The sequence below is a fragment of the uncultured Anaerovibrio sp. genome, assembly GCA_902786545.1.
Classification (GTDB): Bacteria; Bacillota; Negativicutes; order Selenomonadales; family Selenomonadaceae; genus Anaerovibrio.
The window spans coordinates 1-18049 of sequence record CADACU010000012.1; the positions used below are offsets into that span (position 1 = coordinate 1).

Genomic DNA, 18049 nt, shown 5'->3' on the forward strand with positions numbered 1-18049 from the left:
TCGGATAATTCAAAACAGCGACCCGGTCCGGGGTATAGGCCAGCCCCCCCAAAAGGTCAATTTCCCCTTTTAAAAGCTTGTCATACAGTTCCCCATATGTCCCATATACATATTCATACTTCCAGTTGGTCAATAACTTAAGACGCTGCAAATAATCATAGCCATAACCACTTTTTACCTTATTGGCAGCGGCACCTGCCTGGAACCCCTCCTCTTCAAAATAACCCACATGGACGACCTTCTCCACATAGGCCTCCGCCGGCATTACAGGCATAATTTTCGACACACCAAAAATTATTGCCAACATTGCCAACAGACAAAAGCTTGTCTTTATATTAAAAAATTTCAAATACTTTCTGTGTCCGCACCGCATGCTTGACACCTCCCGCAGAAATTTTTAATGACACGCACTCTATTTTTTCGTATTCTTCATAAATGACTCTAAATCCTTTCTAACAAAAGAGTTTTTTTATAGAAATTTATCCCCCTTGACCAGGAGGAGTATAATATCATAAGTGATGTAATAAAATTTATCGGAGGAATTATGATTACCAAAGAATTGATTGAAGAAATAAATACTCTGGCCAGAAAGCAGCGTACAGTAGGGCTGAGCCCCGAAGAAAAGGAACGGCAGCAAACCCTCCGCCAGGCTTATCTGGTCAGCTTCCGTGAAAATATGAAATCCGTGCTGGACAACATTGAAATTGTGGATGAATTGCCAAAAAACAAAATGAATTAAAAAGGTAAATATTGTAAAAACTTATTTTGCCCTAAAAAACGAAGAAATTTTTGAAATATTTCTTAAATTACTTTGAATACATACCCTGTCTCCATTGACAAAATTTATCATACAATTTATACTTGACATAGAGATTGCTTATTAGGGAGTAAGCATATTATTCGGGGAATTTAATATTTTTAAGGAGATGTTCCGGTATGTCATTTTTGGAAAATATTTTCGGCAGCAGCTCTCAGAGTAACCCAGCCTCCACTGCTGAAGTCAGCGGAGCTAATGCTGCAGGTGGTCCAGTCAAAATCACTGAAACCGTTCTTCGTGATGCTCATCAGTCACTGTTAGCAACCCGTATGCGTATTGGTCAGATGCTTCCTCAGCTGGAGGCTTTGGACAAAATTGGTTACAATGCGCTCGAGGCATGGGGCGGCGCAACTTTTGACAGTTGTCTTCGCTTCCTGGATGAGGACCCTTGGGAGCGTCTTGATACCCTCAAGGCTCACCTGAAGACTCCTATTCAGATGCTGCTCAGAGGCCAAAACCTGTTGGGCTATAACCACTATTCTGATGATGTTGTCCGGGCGTTTGTTAACAAAGCATCCGAGCATGGTGTAGGCGTGTTCCGTATTTTTGACGCCTTAAACGATGTCACCAATCTCCGTACGGCTATCGATGCCGCTTTAAAGGCAAAAGAGCATCCACATGTTCAGGGCTGTCTTGTATATACCATCAGCCCATTCCATACAAATCAGACCTTTGTTGATTTGGCTATCGAATTGAAAAAAATGGGCGTTCACTCCATCTGTATCAAGGATATGTCCGGTCTGTTGAAGCCTTATGTTGCTGAGGATTTGGTGAAGAAGCTGAAAGCACAGGTTGGACTTCCGGTTGAACTCCATACCCACTACACTTCCGGTTTTGGTTCCATGACATATCTCAAGGCTATCGAAGCTGGTGTAGACATTATTGACTGTGCATTGTCACCATTGGCAAATGATACTTCCCAGCCTTGTACTGAAACCATGATAGCTGCTTTGGAGGGCACTGCAAGAGATACCGGTCTGGATCGTCAGGCTATGGAGCCTATTGCTAAGCACTTCTTGGGCGTTAAGAAGGAAATTATGAAGGAATTTAACCTCCCTGGATACTTTGATGTTAATCCAAAGGTATTGGATTTCCAGATTCCAGGCGGTATGCTTTCCAATATGGTTAACCAGCTGAAGGAAATGGGGGCTGCTGATAAGTATCAGGAGTTGCTGGATGAGATGCCACGGGTTCGTGAAGATCTGGGCTTCCCTCCATTGGTTACTCCATCCTCTCAGATTGTCGGAACTATGGCTACCATGAATGTTATTATGATGGCTAATGGCCAGCCTCGTTACACTATGGTACCAAATGAGGTTAAGGATTTGGCCCGTGGTAAGTTTGGTAAGACTCCAAAACCAGTTAAGCCAGAAGTATTGCAGGCTATGAAGATTAAGCCTGAGGATATGATTACTGACTGTGCTGTGGCTGATGCCAAAGAGCCTAAGGTTGCCGACTTCAAGAAAGAGTTGGCTGAAAAGGGTTATCCAAATGCTTCCGAGGAAGATGTACTCTCCTACGCACTGTTCCCACCAGTTGCATTGGATTTCTTTAAAAAGCATAGATAATACCAACTGCAGATTTTATAATAAAAAAATGACTATCGCATCTGCGATAGTCATTTTTGATTGCAGTAAAATGAGATTTACTCAGTTGGAGCTTCAAACTCCGACTGAATGCATCCGAATAACTCTTGGGCTTTATGGGTGCTTTACTCCCATCCTTGGCACCCGATATAGCGCAAGATAAAAGTTTATTGAGCTTTATCATGATACGGGTTTGACTTAACCTTTTCTACCGCATCCCGAAAACAGCATAAGAATTCCACTTGCTTACCTGTATCAAATGCGTGCAACTTGCTCATTACCTCTCCCTTTGTTGTACTAACATACATAGGTTTAAGCTTGTTCAATATCAACGCCTTTATATCTGCCCGACATTGATCACAACGACAAACATCCGGAGTTTCATCGAGAGCTTTATCCAGATTCATCTCGACGAATATCTCCATAACATTTTTCACATCTACTGCCACCCTTACTCATCCTTTCAATTTGCCGACAAAAAGTAACTCCTCTCTTGTTATAAAAATCTTTCTCCCCACGACAATATTTGACACTTTTATATATTTTCCTGCAAAAAACGAAGAAAATTCATCAGACAAAAGCAAGAATGTGTACCTTTAATTTTTATACTGCCAATCGCAGGCATATTTTTCAATAAAATCAATGGTGGTAAAAAGCACCAATCCCAACAGGCTTAGTACCACTATACCGGAATACATCTCCAGATAATTTACCCGCAGCCAGGCATCCATAATAAAATAACCCATCCCGTACTGGGTACCAAAGGTCTCAGTAAAAAACAGCACAGAAATAGCTGTGGCCAAAGCCACCCGAATGGCAGTTATAAATTTAGGCAATGAAGCCGGCCACAATACCTCAAAGAAAATATCTTTAAAGGAGGCTCCCAAAGAATACAATGGATAAAAGGTTTCCTTTGGAATAGCCCGTATGCCGTCCCGAACCGCTACCACTACCTGAAAAACAATTATCAAAAAAATCATAAACACCTTGGACAAATCCCCTACACCAAACAACAGCATCAGGATAGGCAGCAGGGCAATCTTCGGAACCGGGTAGGTCAAATACACCACCGGAGCCAAAAACTTATCAGTTTTTGGAAAATAGCCCATCAAAACACCCATAGGCAATCCAACAGCTATGGCCAGCAACAATCCGGCCACGATACGCCACAAACTGTACAGACTATGGATAGCAATATATTGCATAAATATATCGGCCAAATTCTCCACCACCCGGATCGGGGAAGGAATAATCGGCAAATCAACTATCTGGGCCACCACAAACCACACAATGGTCAAGGCTACCGCCGCCAGCAAATACCAAAAACCAACTAACTTTCCCATGCCTGATTCCAATCCTTTTTTATAGTGTTTCTGAGCTTTAGGCTCATTTCAAAAAAATCCGGATTTTGGCGGATATCCTTGCCGCCAAACAGTGGATTATCCCAAATCATACTTATATTCCCTGAATTGGCGGACAAAATAGCAATTCTCTGCCCCAGATAAAGGGCTTCCTCCACATAATGGGTAACAAATATGGTTGAAACATTGAATTTATGCCACAGCCTTAGAAAAATATCCTGCATTTCCTCCCGGGTAATGGCATCTAAAGCGGAAAACGGCTCATCCATTAGCAGCACATCCGGCTGCAGGGCAAACACCCTGGCCAGGGCCACCCGCTGCTGCTGACCACCGCTCAACTCCACCGGATAGCGATGTCCCAGTCCTTCAATGCCCAACTGACGCATCAGTTTTTTCAGCATCTTTCTGTCCAACAGTTCCGGTGCCCGCTTGATTTTCATACCAAGCCGAATATTGTCATAAACCGTCCGCCATGGCAAAAGTCCATAATTTTGGGGCATAAAGCCAATGGTCTGCTTCTTGGGATTTACTGCTTCTCCATTTATGTGGACAGTACCCTCATAATCAGGAATCAATCCGGCAATAACCTTAAGCAAGGTGGATTTTCCACAGCCGGAGGGCCCAATAATAGCCAATGTACCACCATCCGGTACCGTCAGATTTATGCCGGAAATAGCCGTATAAATATCACTGTCAGATTTATATTTTACTGATAAATTTTCAATATTGATCATAAGCCATCAGTTAAACAGGTTAACAATTATATCTTCATATGAATAATTCTGCTTGATAAGCCCCTTGCTGTTCATCCACTTCATGCAATCAACAACATCTTTTTCCTGTGGCAGTCCGGCTTCACGATATTTCGGCAGTTTCAAAGCTGTCTTGGCAATCGCCGGGAATACGCTTTTCTGGATAATCAAATCAATGTATTCCTCCTGGGGATGCTCATTAAGGTATTTTACGGCTTTATTGTAGGCCCGGTAAAATGCCTTTAGCTCTTTTTCCTTATCGCTTACACATTTGGCTGTAAACATCATAACCCCAGGGTTAATCCCCATCTGCTCGGAATCAGTTATAAATTTGCAGCCGTTGGCCACAGCAATGCTACCCATTGGTTCCGGCAAGGTGGCGGCGGCCAGCTTGCCATTTTGGAGCATTTCCAGACGGGTAGGAATTTGCGGAATAACCACCTTATTGATGCTGTCTTCCTTCATATTGTTGGTAACCAAAATCTGGTCAGTGACATATTCAATAATAGTATTTTTGGAAACAGCCACATCCTTGCCCACCAAATCCTTTGGACTGGCAATATTTTCATTCTTGCCGGCAATCAGCTTGTAATTCCCCTCCGTGTGGGAAGTTACCTTTACATCAAATCCCCCACTTTTGGCAAACGCCACCGCCAACAAATCAGAAATAGCTCCGTCAAGATTACCGCTCTGAAGGGCCGCATCCCGGTCCATAGCACTTTTAAACTGCTGAACATCTACCTTTAGGCCTTCTTCAGCAAAATATCCTTTTTCCTGGGCTATGATAATTGGAATGGAGTCAACATCCGGCATAACGCCAATGGCAAGCCCCTTCATCTCGCCATTCCCCTGCTTATTGGAACAACCTGCCATCAGCATTGTCATTGCACATACAACGGTTATGGCCATCAACAAATACTTTTTCAACCTGTATACCCCCAATAATTACTTCATCATATCCTGCAACAGCGTTACCCCTTTGATGACATAATGGGCTACACTGTCAATCAAATCCTTGTTGTCATTATATACCTTCTCAGCATCCGCTTTAGTTTTTACGGCCTTCTGACGAAGGGCTTCCAATTCATCCAGCTGACGGTTTACCTCATCATAAGCCTCTTTGGCATTATTTATGGACTCATTTATTTCTGCCAGCTTATCCGCAGCGGATTTTTCCTGCTGATCTATTTCCTGAGCCTCTTTTTTCTCCTGACCTTCCTTGCCGGTGACTTTGTCAAAAACCTTTACAATGCCTGATTTATCCTTCTGGTCCTTATTTTTTTGCTCACTCTTGCCTCTCAGGGTATCAGCCTCAGACTGAGCCTTTTTCTGCTGAGCCTCCAGCTCCTTTATTTGTCGGTCCAACTGAGCGCGGCGAGAACTGAGGTCCTGCTGCTTCTCCGATGCTTCCAAGGCGTTTTTTTCCGACTGCGCCTGCTGCTGCTTAAGCTCCGCCTGTTTGGTGTTTCGATCACTAATATAACCGGAAACAGCCAGTCCAACAAACATTGCCACAACAAAGGCTATAAACAACAGCAATACCGTTTTCCCTTTGCCATCTTTTTTAGGTGGCTTGGGCGGTGCCGGCTGATAGCCTTGCTGAAAATTTTGCTGGTAATTCGGCTGATTAGTCCCCGGCTGTCGACGGTTAGTATTTACATTTACCGGATCCAACTGACGCACCCGACTATGGCTAATCAACTGGGTATCCTGATTTAACATATCATCCGTTATCTGGGGTAAGGGCTGTGTTTTATCCAAACTATCACTCATAATGTCATCCTTCTATATTTAACAAACCTCATCCGTCAGTCCTTGGGGCTGACCCCTTCCCCAGTGGGGAAGGCCACACTCATTTAATATGTGAATTCACCTGTCTGGTCAGCAGCTCGGCTTCCTTTTCCAGGGTCTTGGCCTGTTTTAAAGAAGAGTCCGCACTGCGGATAGTGGCGGCATTTTTATCCTCCATCCATTTGGCATAACCATTGGCATAATCAATATGCAAATCACAAATCTTTATTCTGAGTCGGTGTAAAGTCCCGGCTGCCGCTGGCACCTTCATTTCTTCCAACTCATTTTTTCGTGCCTGCCACTCCGGCACTACTTCACTTTCCATCAATTTCTTCAAACTATTTCTGGTATCATTGTTTCCCAATGAACCTCCGGCCAAAACATTGGTGACTTTTTCCTCCAGAGCAGCTGCCCGTTCATCATGTCGGGTCATAATGGCTAAAGATTGCTCCAGATACAGCTTTACATGCTGACGACGGGAATCATGAACTACACCGATAAAATCCTTAAAATTGGTAATCTCATAAATCTGCCAAGGACCATCATCATGCTTCACCAATTCTACATCCAGAACATATTCTTCGTTGGCTTCCTCCTGAAACACCCGCACCTTGGCCAATGCCGTACCAGACTCACTGTCCACAGCCACACTATCCAACCGACGGAATGCAGTAGCCCCAATACCGGATTTTTCCACAATCATATCAGCATCAACTGCTGACATTCGCTCATTTTGTCCTGTTTTACTCCATTGACCATATTCCACATAATTATCTATGGCCATCCTCAGGCTCATAACCACCGGCATCTTAAACATCCGTGAAAAGCTGCTGACTGCTTCCTTGGTATCGCCCACTGCCGGAATATTGGCCTCGACAAGGCCATCCAGCAAAGCATCACTGCTCACATCCAAGAGATGCTCAAAGTCTACATATTTTTCCAATTTGCTTTTGTCGTGATTTTCTATGGCCTCTCCAACCATTTTCAAGGCGTATTCCGGTGTATTGGTGTAATAAGCAGCGTACCACCATATTCCACCAATAGCTGCCACCACTGCCACGGCAATGACTGCAATCAGCCTGTACTTAACCGATCGTACAAAACTGCCCATAATATACCTTCCCCCATTTATCTAAATCTATTCAACAATAATGCCGCCACCTACGACTTGTTCACCGGAATACAATACAACCGATTGTCCTGGTGTAACAGCCCGCTGTGGGTTATCAAAAGCAACTTTAATTCTTCCATCATCCAACGGAGTCACCGTACCCTGCCCTTCCCGGGCACCATACCGGATACGGGCATTGACTCGGATTGGTTCCTTCAATTCGTCAAAAGCCAGCCAGTTAGTCCGTTCGGCAATCAGACTATCCGCCATGACATCCTTATTGCTGCCTACTACCACCTGATTTTTGGCCATATCCAGCTTTACAACATATAGCGGTTCCGGATAGGCAATGCCTAGGCCCTTTCGCTGACCAACGGTATAAAGCGGCACACCGTTATGCCGCCCCAACACTTTGCCGGATAAATCCACAATATCACCTGGCTTTAAACACTGGGGTCTAAACCGCTTTAGCATAGTCTTGTAATCATCATCCGGTACAAAACATACTTCCTGACTCTCTTCTTTATCAGCAACCACCAAGCCATATTTTGCCGCTAATTGTCTGGTCTCAGCCTTGGTCCGTTCACCAAGTGGAAATTTAATGTATGGCAACATATCCCGCCGTATGCGATAAAGGGCATAGGACTGATCCTTATGGTTATCCTTGCCCATATACAAACCATAGTCACCCTGTTCATTTTTCTTTACACGGGCATAGTGACCAGTGGCAAAATAATCCGCCCCCAGTTCCCGGGCTTTATTAAAAAGCGCACCAAATTTAATCTGAGGATTACAGGCCACACACGGATTTGGTGTCCGCCCGGCAGCATATTCATCGAGGAAATAATCTATAACCTTGGTCTTGAACATATCCCGAAAATCTGCAACATAGTGGGCAATACCTATCTGTTCAGCCACCTTTTTGGCATCCTTAACTGAGCTAAGCATTGACGCATCGGATTCTGGTGAAAGACAAAAGCCACGACCTTCATCACTGAGACGCATAGTGATACCAATGACCTCATAACCCTCTTCTTTTAACAAAGTAGCCACCAGAGAGCTATCCACACCACCGCTCATGGCCACTGCAACTTTTTCTTTCATTCAAAACCTCCAAATTTGTCAAATCAATCCCTATGATATTATAACGCAGTTGTTCAGATTTTCCTATATTATATATAGGAAAATATACATCTTAGCGTTTCACCGATGGCTTAAAGTATATCTCGGTATAACGCCATTGTTCAAATTTTGCCACCGGCAAAATACTCCTCCTAGCGTTTCACCGATGGTTTAAAATATATCTCGGTATAACGCAGTTGTTCAGATTTTCCTATATGATATATAGGAAAATATACATCTTAGCGTTTCACCGATGGTTTAAAGTACATCTCGGTATAACGCCATTGTTCAAATTTTGCCACCGGCAAAATACTCTGCTCAGCGTTTCACCGATGGCTTAAAATATATCTCGGTATAACGCAGTTGTTCAGATTTTCCTATATTATATATAGGAAAATATACATCTTAGCAGACCTGCAGCTGCCATATTGCCCTATTGAGTATCGGTCAACCGCCTTCGAACGATTTAGCCGCTACCCCCTCAGGCATCTAAAGTTGCCAGCTCCCCCAAGGGAGCCAAGGGGGCTTTCCTCATTCCTAATTAGATTTACGGATGAGGAACATCCCATGGCAGGACCCGCGCTATGAAGCCGAAAATATTTTCCTCCGGGCCTGACTGAATGATGGAATAAAGGCAACTGTAATGGAATTTTTTCTATTAGCGTTTCATTACTCCTGTTTTTCTGTTAAAATTTCTAGAGAAGTACCTTGATGGGAGCGAAGAATATGGTTGCCGGAATAATCGCCGAGTATAATCCTTTTCATAACGGACATTTACATCAGATAAATAAACTACGCGAGAAATTAGGCGAAAGCTGTACTATCATTGCCTGCATCAGCGGCGGATTGACCCAACGGGGTGAATTACCTGTTCTCAGCAAATGGCAACGGGGAGCTTTGGCCGTAGAAAATGGCGTCAATCTGGTATTGGAGCTGCCGGCTGTTTTTACCAGTCGCAGTGCCCAGCATTTTGCCTTTGGCGGTGTTTCGCTTTTCCACAAGCTCGGTGTGGTAAATCATCTGATCTTTAGCTGTGCCCATCCGGATTTGCCGCTACTGAATAAAATAGCCGGTTTTGATTTGGCTAATTATAAAAATGAACTTCAAACTAAATTAAAGGAAGGTTTTTCTTATGCCAGTGCCGCTGCTGAACTCATGGCACAAAATATCGGCACTGAGGCGGCTATACTACATGATCCCAATACTATCCTGGCCATAGAATATCTTAAGGCTATAAAACAATTAAACTCAACCATCCAGCCTTTGGCCATGCAACGGACCGGCAGCCATCACAACGACCACAAAGCAAACGGGCAATTTGCCAGCGGCCGTGCCATAAGAAATATGCTGCAAAAAAATTGTTTGGATGAATTAAAGCTGGTGCTCCCCAGCACGACCTGTGCCATGCTCACTAAAGAGCCTTCCATAACATTTGATATGCACCAGTTATATCCGGCTTTGCAGCTTATGCTGATGACCAGCTCACCTGAACAGCTGCGAAAAATTGATTCCATGAGCGAAGGCTTGGAATATAAGCTAATCGAGGCTGCCAATGCTTCCTCGATGACGGAATTTATCAATACACTGGTCAGCAAGCGTTACCAGCGAACCAGAATAAGCCGGCTGATTCTTCATCTGCTGTTAAACCTAACTAATGATATAACCACCGAAGCCGACCAAATCGGCTCGCCTTATGCCCGGGTATTGGCCTTTGATAATAAAGGGCGTGAGCTGATAAAAAAACTAAAGAAAGTTTCCACCATCCCACTCATTACCAAGGTATCCGAACACATAAACCGGCGGGATTTGATAAACAAACACCTCGCCGGTCCCTTAGAACATATACTGTATTATGATATTATTGCTCAAAATATTTATGAGCTATGTCAAAAATCACCGGTTCCAAACCATGATTTTCTTGCTTCACCAATATATATACAGCGATAAAAAATAGGTGCAAATTTTAGATTTGCACCTGTTTTTCATCAACGGTTATTTACATTATTTACCACAATGCTACTCAAAGCGAAGAGAGCCATGGCGTTTGGAATAACCATCAGATTGTTGAACATATCCGTAAGCTCCCAAACCAAATCATTGGACAGGCAGGACCCCATAAACACAAACACAATAGCAATCAAGGAGAAAACCTTTACTGCCGACTTGCCAAAAAGGTATTCCACATTTATCTTGGCAAAGAGATTCCAGCTAAGAATTGTGGAGAAGGCGAAAAACAGCAAACTTATCGCGATAAATGCGCTGCCGATGCTGCTGCCAAACAGACTGCCAAAGGCCAGCTGAGCCATATTGGTTTTTGATACCCCATCTACTGCACCGTGCGCCAGTACACCATCCCCGGTATAAAGAGTCGTAATAACCACCAATGCTGTCATGGTAAGAACCACGAAAGTATCAATAAATACGCCAACCATTGCAACTACACCCTGATCATGTGGCTTTTCTACATTGGCCAATGCGTGGGCGTGTGGAGTGGAACCCATACCAGCCTCATTGGAGAACAAGCCCCGCTTTACACCCTGACTGATAGCAGTTTTAATAGCAATACCCCAGCTGCCGCCTATAATTGCCTCAGGATTAAAGGCATAGAAGAAAATCAAGGAAACCGCCTCAGGTACACGGCTGGCATTAGCCAGAAGAATAATCGCACCACCGATAAGATAAAAAATGGCCATAACTGGCACCAGCTTTTCAGTAATCTTGGCAATACGAGTGGTGCCGCCAATAAATACAAAACCGGCCAACAAAGCAATTATAAAACCTACACCCCAGGTTGGAATGCCAAAGGCCGCCGCACTGGTTTCACCGATGGAATTGGACTGAACCATACAGCCCATAAAGCCCAAGGCCAGTGTAATGGCCACCGCAAAGAACACAGCTAAAAACTTGCCAAATCCGCCTGGAAACGCCTTATGAATATAGTAGACCGGTCCACCCAGAATAGAACCGTCCTCCTTCACTACCCTGGTCTCCTGGGCTAATACTGCCTCGGCATAGTTAGTAGCCATACCGAAAAAAGCAATAATCCACATCCAGAAAATGGCGCCCGGACCACCGGTAAGAATCGCTCCTGATGCACCAACTACATTACCGGTACCCACCTGGGCTGCTACCGCCGTGGCTAAAGCCTGAAAGGAGCTCATGCCGCCTTCACCGGCCTCACCGTTCAGTGAGAAATTGCCAAAGAACCGCCTAAAGCCCTCACCTAAACAACGGATTTGCACAAAGCGGGTTCTAATTGTATAGAACAGTCCCAGACCAATCAGCAGAAAACACAGAATGTAATCTGATAAGTAGGTGTTAATCATTTGTACAAGTGGTAATAAGTCCATAGGTATAACCTCCGAAATAAAAAGAGTATCATCCGAAGACGATACTCTAAAAAACACTGTAAAATGAAACAAGGATATGCAAACAAACACATAAATTAACCTAATTTCACATCATCACTGTCTTTTTGCCTGAGAGATTCAGCGAACGCTTCGCCTTGCACCTTCGGCACCCAATTTAATGGGATTCTCCAGAGTATCCTCCATCACCAGTCTGTTAAACATTCTGATGACTTCTTCGGAATAATGTAAACAATGGTAACTATACTATACTTTTTTGTTCGTGTCAACAGTATATTTGTGTTTTTATGTAATTATTTTAATAATATTTTTCAAAACAATTAAAATACTTAGGAATTTATGCACTTAACAATTGTTTCATATAGCAACAATATATTACTCCATACTTCTGACAAACAGGAAAACACTTCGATTATCCAGGGAATAGTCCTCCGCCTCCGCCTTCGCCAACTCCAGCTTTACCTCCCGAAACTCACCTTGGTCTTATGTCAACTTCTTAATATACTGCATTATAAGTAATCTCTACATTGGCTGGCCACCACTACTATTGCTCGTAATTTGTCACCCATGGCATCATCCAAAACACCAGTCCACATAATATTTGCCTCAGGATGAACATAGCTTTCAATATTCATAACAGTCTCGTTAAGTTCAAGTAAATTTAATTGTGGTGCATCACCGATAAAATGAACAATAATTCCCTTGGCTTCGCTTAATGGTACTTCTATAAGCGGTGAATTTATAGCCTCACGGAAAGCCTTCAATGGTGCATTGCTCCCAGTAGCTTCACCAATACCCACATATGCAAATTTATTATCGCCGATTACCATCGTAATATCCTCGAAGTCCGCTCCTACAAAACTATGACCATGGCCAATATCACAAATACTTTGGACACCATGACGAATAATATTATCTATCTCCTTAAATTTGTCAGTAAGGGAAGTTGACTTATCAAGATTGTCAATTATTTTTTCACTTGGGATGACAAGAATTGAATCTACACTGTTACGTAAATCATTAATGCCATTTCTGGCTCGTTCAACTCGTTCAGCTCCTTCACAAGAAAAAGGACATATTACTACCCCAACAGTAAAAGCACCAATCTTCTTAGAACACTTTGCAACTACTGGTGCCGCACCGGCACCAGTAGCTCCTCCCATACCAGCAACTACAATTACCATATTGGCTTCCTTAAGTGCGCATAAGATTTCTTCACAGTGCTCATCAGCTGTAGCACATTCCTCAGTATTACTGCCAAGTGTTATGTGTCTTGAGACCAATGACATTGATGGGGCAAAATCTACCGAAATAAATTCAACATCTTTTATGCCTGCATTAATCATATAATTTACAGCATTTATTCCACCGCCACCTACACCGACCACTTTAAATCTAGGCATTATAGAAAAATCACAAATATTCCACTTTTTAGACAACTTTAATCACCACACACATTAAAAATAGATAATAATAAACATAAAAAATGGTTTACATATACATCTAAAATAAAAAAACACACAGCCAATAATTATCATATAACTACGATTATTACTTCGATTTAATACCTCATAATTCCTGCCACATACAAAATAAGTAGAAAGAAAGCAGGTGCCATTTCAATTGTACTATCACACAAACCCAATGGCTGTTTTAGGCTTTTTATATATCTTCTCGACATTTACAGAAAAATCATCTGCCGTAAGAGAAGTTAAATCCTTGCGGCTTAACCTTTTGCCATTGGATTCTTTTATAAGTCTATCTGACTGCTTCATCATTGCCTGTTCCAAAAGATTTCTGGCAAAACGCCCATTGCCAAATTCCGATTGTCCGCAGGCACATTTGAAGATATCCAGACACTTTTCACGCACCTCATCGTCAATTACATACCCCTTATTTTTTACCATAAGCTCAAGAATTTGAAGCATCTCCTCAGCATTATAGTCAGGAAAATCAAGATGAAAGGCAATACGGCTCCGCAAGCCCTCATTTCCTGCCAAAAATTCCTCCATCTTTTCCGGATAACCGGCAAAAATCACAATAACACTATCCCGTCTGTTCTCCATCTCCTGCACAATAGTATTGATCGCCTCCGCCCCAAAGGAATTTGTATCATCCACCAAAGCATAGGCTTCATCAATGAATAATATGCCTCCCACGGCTTCACGGAATTTTTCCTGTACGATTTGAGCTGTCCAGCCCACATATTTGCCTACCAGATCAGCCCGGCCACATTCCACAAAATGTCCAGTTTCCAGCACTCCTTCCTGTTTTAATATTTCCGCCATAAGGCGGGCAACTGTGGTTTTGGCACTACCCGGATTACCGGTAAAAAGCATGTGCTGGGATACATTGTAGTTATCCAGCCCCAGTTTGCTTCTGGTCTGTCTAATTTTGGCAGTATTAATAATTTGGTCCACCAACGCCTTTATATTCACAAGCCCCACCATATTCTTAAGTTCTTCATAAGGCTTGTTGCCTTTCTTCTTTTCTTTGATAGCAACCTTTTCAACTGCCTTATATGCTTTGTAAGCCTTGCTTTTCAGCCCATTACTAAACCATTTATTATAGGTTTTATATACTTCAGTTGCCGTAAAGGTCTTAGTTTGGGATGGCAATGCCCTTTCCAATTCTTCCCGAGATGCCTTGAATTGTGATTTTGTTGTAAGCTTTTCCAAGTAATTGACCGCCTGTTCCTTATCTCCCCGTCCTTCGCAGATTTCTATCAAGTGTATGTCTTCCTGGACAGACGCAATAAGACCTTTGCTAAACCCAAGATTTTCAGAAATCTGCACCAAAAAGCAAAGTGTATAAAGCTGGTTATCCATCACTGACTTTGCAATAAAATCCACTACCTCCCGATAAGCCGAAGCATACACTCCATGATCTTCATCAGTACCACTCATATCAATAGCCAAAGCCGAGCCTCTGCCCGTTTTAAACATTTGCTGAAATTCTTCATCATCATAGCAGTGCTCACTAATGTTATTAACATAGCTCACCCGTCCGCCCAGAAGCCGCTTATTTGCCTTCAATGCAAAAACAAGAAGGCTAATAATATCATTGGCAGCCTGTACTGTACCAGCTTTAATAACATAATGCACGGGATTACCATAATATTTCTTTTCATTCTGGCGGGAATAAATTCTGTCAATCTCCTCCAACAGACTTTGATCAGCCATAATTTCATAAGCAAGGCTTTTAATTTTTCTTTTTGTGATGTTCTCCTGCCGATATACATGCTCCTGAACATGAAACCGTCTGTTCTCAAAGTAATCAAGCCCCAGCTTATTTACTATATTCCAGCCACTATAAAAGTTCTTGTCATTTGCCTTATCAAGAAGTTTATTAAATTCTTTTACTGAAATCTCGTGAATATTATCCACTACCACCTTTTTAACGGCATAGTTATCCAAAAAGTGATTCTTAAGCCACTTTTCACAGTCCTTTAAAGTAATTTTTTCCAAATTGCAGGCCCAAACTATATCCCAGCGTCCGTATTCACCACTAACAACGGCAACACTCAGGTTGTCATCCAGGCCGCAGCAAAACCCAAGATCATCGTTAACATCATTAATAATGCGGACAATTTTTTTATCATCAATTTCCGGATTCAAGGTTTCCTTATCATTCCTTCCACACTGTAGGGACTCATATGTCAATTCAGCTCTGTAAATAATCATGTTGCCCGCCTCCATTTTTAGTAGCCATATTTTTAAAATATCATCTGTTTCTTTTATATGTATTCTACAATATGCAATGTTCAATTATTTGTACATTAAATAACTTGATTAACATCACATATCCATATTACCCGCCTCCAATTTTTTATTTCGTTTGAATATACCATATCAAAGTCAATGTACATTCAATTGTACATAAAAATACTCCCAGATGATTATCTCTAATCACCTGGGAGCTATATGTTGACTACTTAATCCTCTTACTTGCCGTAATAAAATGCTTTAACCTTATCCTCTATTTTGTCCCTGATAAATTAGAACCTGACCTGCTGATTTTCCCATAAAATTCTTCTACCATGAGTGACCACCTCTATAAATCAAGCATCTCATTTAATGATACCAAACCAACTGGGAGTTCTAATCTTGTTAAAAGATAACAACTAAAGCCGTAGCCTTATCCTATTTATTTTTTTGTAAAAATTCAACACACTCTTCTGGTGTAAGCATCAGACTGTCATATAGACAATATCCCATAAGAGAAGCCCTTGCAAATTTTATATCAAAATCATACTCTGATGATTTAATTTTCGCAATTTCCTCACATAATTTGCTCTTTGCTGGCTTATGATTACCAATCAAAAATACGACTTCTATTCGCCTATCACTTAAATTACTAACCTCATGAGGTTTGTCTTTCATATCTGGTATCAAACCCAATTTACATTTTTGCTTAAAAATCTCCGCAACATCATCGCAAAAAAATGACATCTCATTACTTTTAATAAAATCTCTCATATCCCTCAGATGATCTCCGATACCTGAATTTCCAGTTAAAGCATTATCACCATATTTCATTTCAATAATTGACAGAACAGGAACTTTAGATGCATTATGCTCTCTTCTATCGATTCCAGTTGAACGCCACTTTATAGAAATCATATCAAATCTAGATGTTTTGGTACCATCGTCATCCATATACTCTATATCGGTTATATAATAGTCACTATCATGTGAAATGTCGTGATGACGATTATTTTCACGAACCACAACCTGCTGGAATTCACGCTCATAAGCATGTTTTTCACTCATTTTATAATCAATATACCGCTTATAAGTCGGAATTTCATTTATTATATTAACATAATTACCTACTTGTAATTCATTAAAAGTTTCAGCTTTTAACGCTTCTGGCATATAAGCTGTATCAAAAACCACTTTATCTTCGTAAATATCGCATATTTTACCACCACGATAATAAATAATTGCATGACTTTCACCACGAAATTCTAAATCTAAAGTGTCATCTTTTTTTACTTCTTCCAGCAAAGGCTTTAAATCGCCGTCCAAAAATGATTTAAACATTTTTTCCCCTAGTGCTCTCTTATTCATAATTAGTACTCCCCTCAAATATTTTACATTCATATTCCAGAATCAATAACCTTATATTAACTTCTTAATATACTTCATTATTCGTAATCTCTACACTGGCTAGTTGCCACTACTATTGCTCGTACTTTGTCACCCATGGCATCATCCAAAACACCAGTCCACATAATATTTGCTTCAGGATGAACATAGTTTCCAATATTCATAACAGTCTCGTTAAGTTCAAGTAAATTAAATTGTGATGCATCACCAATAAAATGGACAATAATTCCCTTGGCTTCGCATAATTGTTCTTCTATAAACGGCGAATTTATAGCCTCACCGAACGCCGTCAGGGGAGCATTATTCCCAGCAGCTTCACCAATACCCACATATGCAAATTTATTATTGCCTATTACCGCCTTAATCATATCTAAGTCCGCTCCTACAAAACTATAACCATTGCCAATATCACAAATACTTTGGACACCATGACGAATAATATCATCTATCTCCTTAAATTTGTCTATAAGGGAAGTCGATTTATCAAGATTGTTAAATAATTTTTCACTTGGGATGACAAGAATTGAATCTACAACGTTACGCAAATCATTAATGCCATTTTTGGCTCGTTCAGCTCGTTCATCTCCTTCACACAAAAAAGGATATATTACTACCCCAAAAGTAAAAGCACCAATCTTTTTGGAACACTTTGCAACTACTTGTGCCGCACTGGTACCAGTAGTTCCGCCTATACCAGCAACTATAATTACCATATCGGCGTCCTTAAGTGCGCATAAGATTTCTTCACCGTGCTCATCTGCTGCTTTGGCACATTCCTCAGTATTACTGCCAAGTGTTATGTGTTTTGAAGCCAAAGATGTTGATGGGGCAAAATCTATCGAAATAAATTCAACATCTTTTATTCCTGCATTAATCATAGAATTTACAGCATTTATCCCGCCGCCACCTACACCGACCACTTTAAATCTAGCCATTTAAAATTCCCCCAATATTAAAAATAGATAAGAATAAACATAAAAAATTGTTTACCTCTAAGTCTAAATAAAACAAACACACAACCAATGATTAT

General features: G+C 41.5%; 16 protein-coding genes and 1 riboswitch. Of the genes, 3 read left to right on the forward strand and 13 right to left on the reverse strand.

Going from position 1 to position 18049, the window contains the following annotated elements:
- A partial coding sequence (locus tag QZV24_RS03675; protein WP_294520279.1) for a hypothetical protein occupies positions 1-373 on the reverse strand: 373 nt, incomplete at its 3' end.
- Positions 374-544: 171 nt separating this feature from the next.
- Here QZV24_RS03675 and QZV24_RS03680 point away from each other — a divergent pair.
- Positions 545-739, forward strand: coding sequence for a DUF896 domain-containing protein (locus QZV24_RS03680; RefSeq protein ID WP_294520282.1), 195 nt, complete (start codon positions 545-547; stop codon positions 737-739).
- A 197-nt stretch (positions 740-936) separates the two neighbouring features.
- On the forward strand, positions 937-2385 hold the full coding sequence (locus QZV24_RS03685; protein WP_294520285.1) for a pyruvate carboxylase subunit B: 1449 nt from the start codon (positions 937-939) through the stop codon (positions 2383-2385).
- A gap of 185 nt (positions 2386-2570) precedes the next feature.
- On the opposite strand, the gene QZV24_RS03690 is transcribed toward QZV24_RS03685, so the two are convergent.
- The 7 genes from QZV24_RS03690 to mnmA all read right to left on the reverse strand — a co-directional run bounded on the left by QZV24_RS03690 (position 2571) and on the right by mnmA (position 8522).
- Positions 2571-2852 (reverse strand): late competence development ComFB family protein, encoded by a 282-nt coding sequence (locus tag QZV24_RS03690; RefSeq protein ID WP_294520288.1) that lies wholly within the window; start codon positions 2850-2852, stop codon positions 2571-2573.
- Between the two features lie 147 nt (positions 2853-2999).
- Complete coding sequence (locus QZV24_RS03695; protein ID WP_294520291.1) at positions 3000-3746, reverse strand: ABC transporter permease; 747 nt, start codon at positions 3744-3746, stop codon at positions 3000-3002.
- Entirely contained in the window at positions 3734-4498 is a 765-nt protein-coding gene (locus QZV24_RS03700) for an ABC transporter ATP-binding protein (protein ID WP_294520293.1), read from the reverse strand. The genes QZV24_RS03695 and QZV24_RS03700 overlap by 13 nt, the downstream gene beginning before the upstream one ends.
- A gap of 6 nt (positions 4499-4504) precedes the next feature.
- Complete coding sequence (locus QZV24_RS03705; protein WP_294520296.1) at positions 4505-5443, reverse strand: ABC transporter substrate-binding protein; 939 nt, start codon at positions 5441-5443, stop codon at positions 4505-4507.
- 18 nt (positions 5444-5461) lie between these two features.
- Positions 5462-6289 carry a hypothetical protein gene (locus QZV24_RS03710; RefSeq protein ID WP_294520299.1) on the reverse strand — a complete coding sequence of 276 codons (828 nt, stop codon included), beginning with the start codon at positions 6287-6289 and terminating at the stop codon, positions 5462-5464.
- Between the two features lie 79 nt (positions 6290-6368).
- Positions 6369-7418, reverse strand: coding sequence for a DUF2939 domain-containing protein (locus QZV24_RS03715; protein ID WP_294520302.1), 1050 nt, complete (start codon positions 7416-7418; stop codon positions 6369-6371).
- Positions 7419-7445: 27 nt separating this feature from the next.
- The gene (mnmA, locus tag QZV24_RS03720; RefSeq protein WP_294520304.1) at positions 7446-8522 is read right to left on the reverse strand and encodes a tRNA 2-thiouridine(34) synthase MnmA; all 1077 of its coding nucleotides are present in this window, start codon (positions 8520-8522) and stop codon (positions 7446-7448) included.
- Between the two features lie 729 nt (positions 8523-9251).
- On the opposite strand from mnmA, the gene QZV24_RS03725 reads away from it, so the two are divergent.
- On the forward strand, positions 9252-10487 hold the full coding sequence (locus tag QZV24_RS03725; RefSeq protein ID WP_294520307.1) for a nucleotidyltransferase family protein: 1236 nt from the start codon (positions 9252-9254) through the stop codon (positions 10485-10487).
- A gap of 38 nt (positions 10488-10525) precedes the next feature.
- Here the strand turns inward: QZV24_RS03725 and QZV24_RS03730 are convergent, their stop codons facing one another.
- The 5 genes from QZV24_RS03730 to QZV24_RS03750 form a co-directional block, all read right to left on the reverse strand.
- Positions 10526-11890 carry a sodium:alanine symporter family protein gene (locus tag QZV24_RS03730; RefSeq protein WP_294520310.1) on the reverse strand — a complete coding sequence of 455 codons (1365 nt, stop codon included), beginning with the start codon at positions 11888-11890 and terminating at the stop codon, positions 10526-10528.
- 107 nt (positions 11891-11997) lie between these two features.
- A riboswitch (glycine riboswitch) is annotated at positions 11998-12092 on the reverse strand.
- Between the two features lie 325 nt (positions 12093-12417).
- A complete protein-coding gene (locus QZV24_RS03735; RefSeq protein ID WP_294520313.1) occupies positions 12418-13347 on the reverse strand; it encodes a cell division protein FtsZ in 930 nt (309 codons plus the stop codon).
- A 192-nt stretch (positions 13348-13539) separates the two neighbouring features.
- A complete protein-coding gene (locus QZV24_RS03740) occupies positions 13540-15591 on the reverse strand; it encodes an AAA family ATPase (RefSeq protein ID WP_294520315.1) in 2052 nt (683 codons plus the stop codon).
- A 459-nt stretch (positions 15592-16050) separates the two neighbouring features.
- Positions 16051-16980 carry a hypothetical protein gene (locus QZV24_RS03745; protein ID WP_294520318.1) on the reverse strand — a complete coding sequence of 310 codons (930 nt, stop codon included), beginning with the start codon at positions 16978-16980 and terminating at the stop codon, positions 16051-16053.
- Positions 16981-17057: 77 nt separating this feature from the next.
- Positions 17058-17954: a cell division protein FtsZ gene (locus QZV24_RS03750; RefSeq protein WP_294520321.1), complete on the reverse strand. Its 897-nt coding sequence runs from the start codon at positions 17952-17954 to the stop codon at positions 17058-17060.
- Between the last annotated feature and the right edge of the window lie 95 nt (positions 17955-18049).

What these genes read in the sequence shown, in the direction of transcription:
- QZV24_RS03745 (WP_294520318.1), bottom strand. Translation starts at nt 16,980, where the DNA reads ATGAATAAGAGAGCACTAGGGGAAAAAATGTTTAAATCATTTTTGGAC.
- QZV24_RS03710 (WP_294520299.1), bottom strand. Translation starts at nt 6,289, where the DNA reads ATGAGTGATAGTTTGGATAAAACACAGCCCTTACCCCAGATAACGGAT.
- QZV24_RS03750 (WP_294520321.1), bottom strand. Translation starts at nt 17,954, where the DNA reads ATGGCTAGATTTAAAGTGGTCGGTGTAGGTGGCGGCGGGATAAATGCT.
- QZV24_RS03695 (WP_294520291.1), bottom strand. Translation starts at nt 3,746, where the DNA reads ATGGGAAAGTTAGTTGGTTTTTGGTATTTGCTGGCGGCGGTAGCCTTG.
- mnmA (WP_294520304.1), bottom strand. Translation starts at nt 8,522, where the DNA reads ATGAAAGAAAAAGTTGCAGTGGCCATGAGCGGTGGTGTGGATAGCTCT.
- QZV24_RS03685 (WP_294520285.1), top strand. Translation starts at nt 937, where the DNA reads ATGTCATTTTTGGAAAATATTTTCGGCAGCAGCTCTCAGAGTAACCCA.
- QZV24_RS03725 (WP_294520307.1), top strand. Translation starts at nt 9,252, where the DNA reads ATGGGAGCGAAGAATATGGTTGCCGGAATAATCGCCGAGTATAATCCT.
- QZV24_RS03740 (WP_294520315.1), bottom strand. Translation starts at nt 15,591, where the DNA reads ATGATTATTTACAGAGCTGAATTGACATATGAGTCCCTACAGTGTGGA.
- QZV24_RS03680 (WP_294520282.1), top strand. Translation starts at nt 545, where the DNA reads ATGATTACCAAAGAATTGATTGAAGAAATAAATACTCTGGCCAGAAAG.
- QZV24_RS03715 (WP_294520302.1), bottom strand. Translation starts at nt 7,418, where the DNA reads ATGGGCAGTTTTGTACGATCGGTTAAGTACAGGCTGATTGCAGTCATT.
- QZV24_RS03730 (WP_294520310.1), bottom strand. Translation starts at nt 11,890, where the DNA reads ATGGACTTATTACCACTTGTACAAATGATTAACACCTACTTATCAGAT.
- QZV24_RS03700 (WP_294520293.1), bottom strand. Translation starts at nt 4,498, where the DNA reads ATGATCAATATTGAAAATTTATCAGTAAAATATAAATCTGACAGTGAT.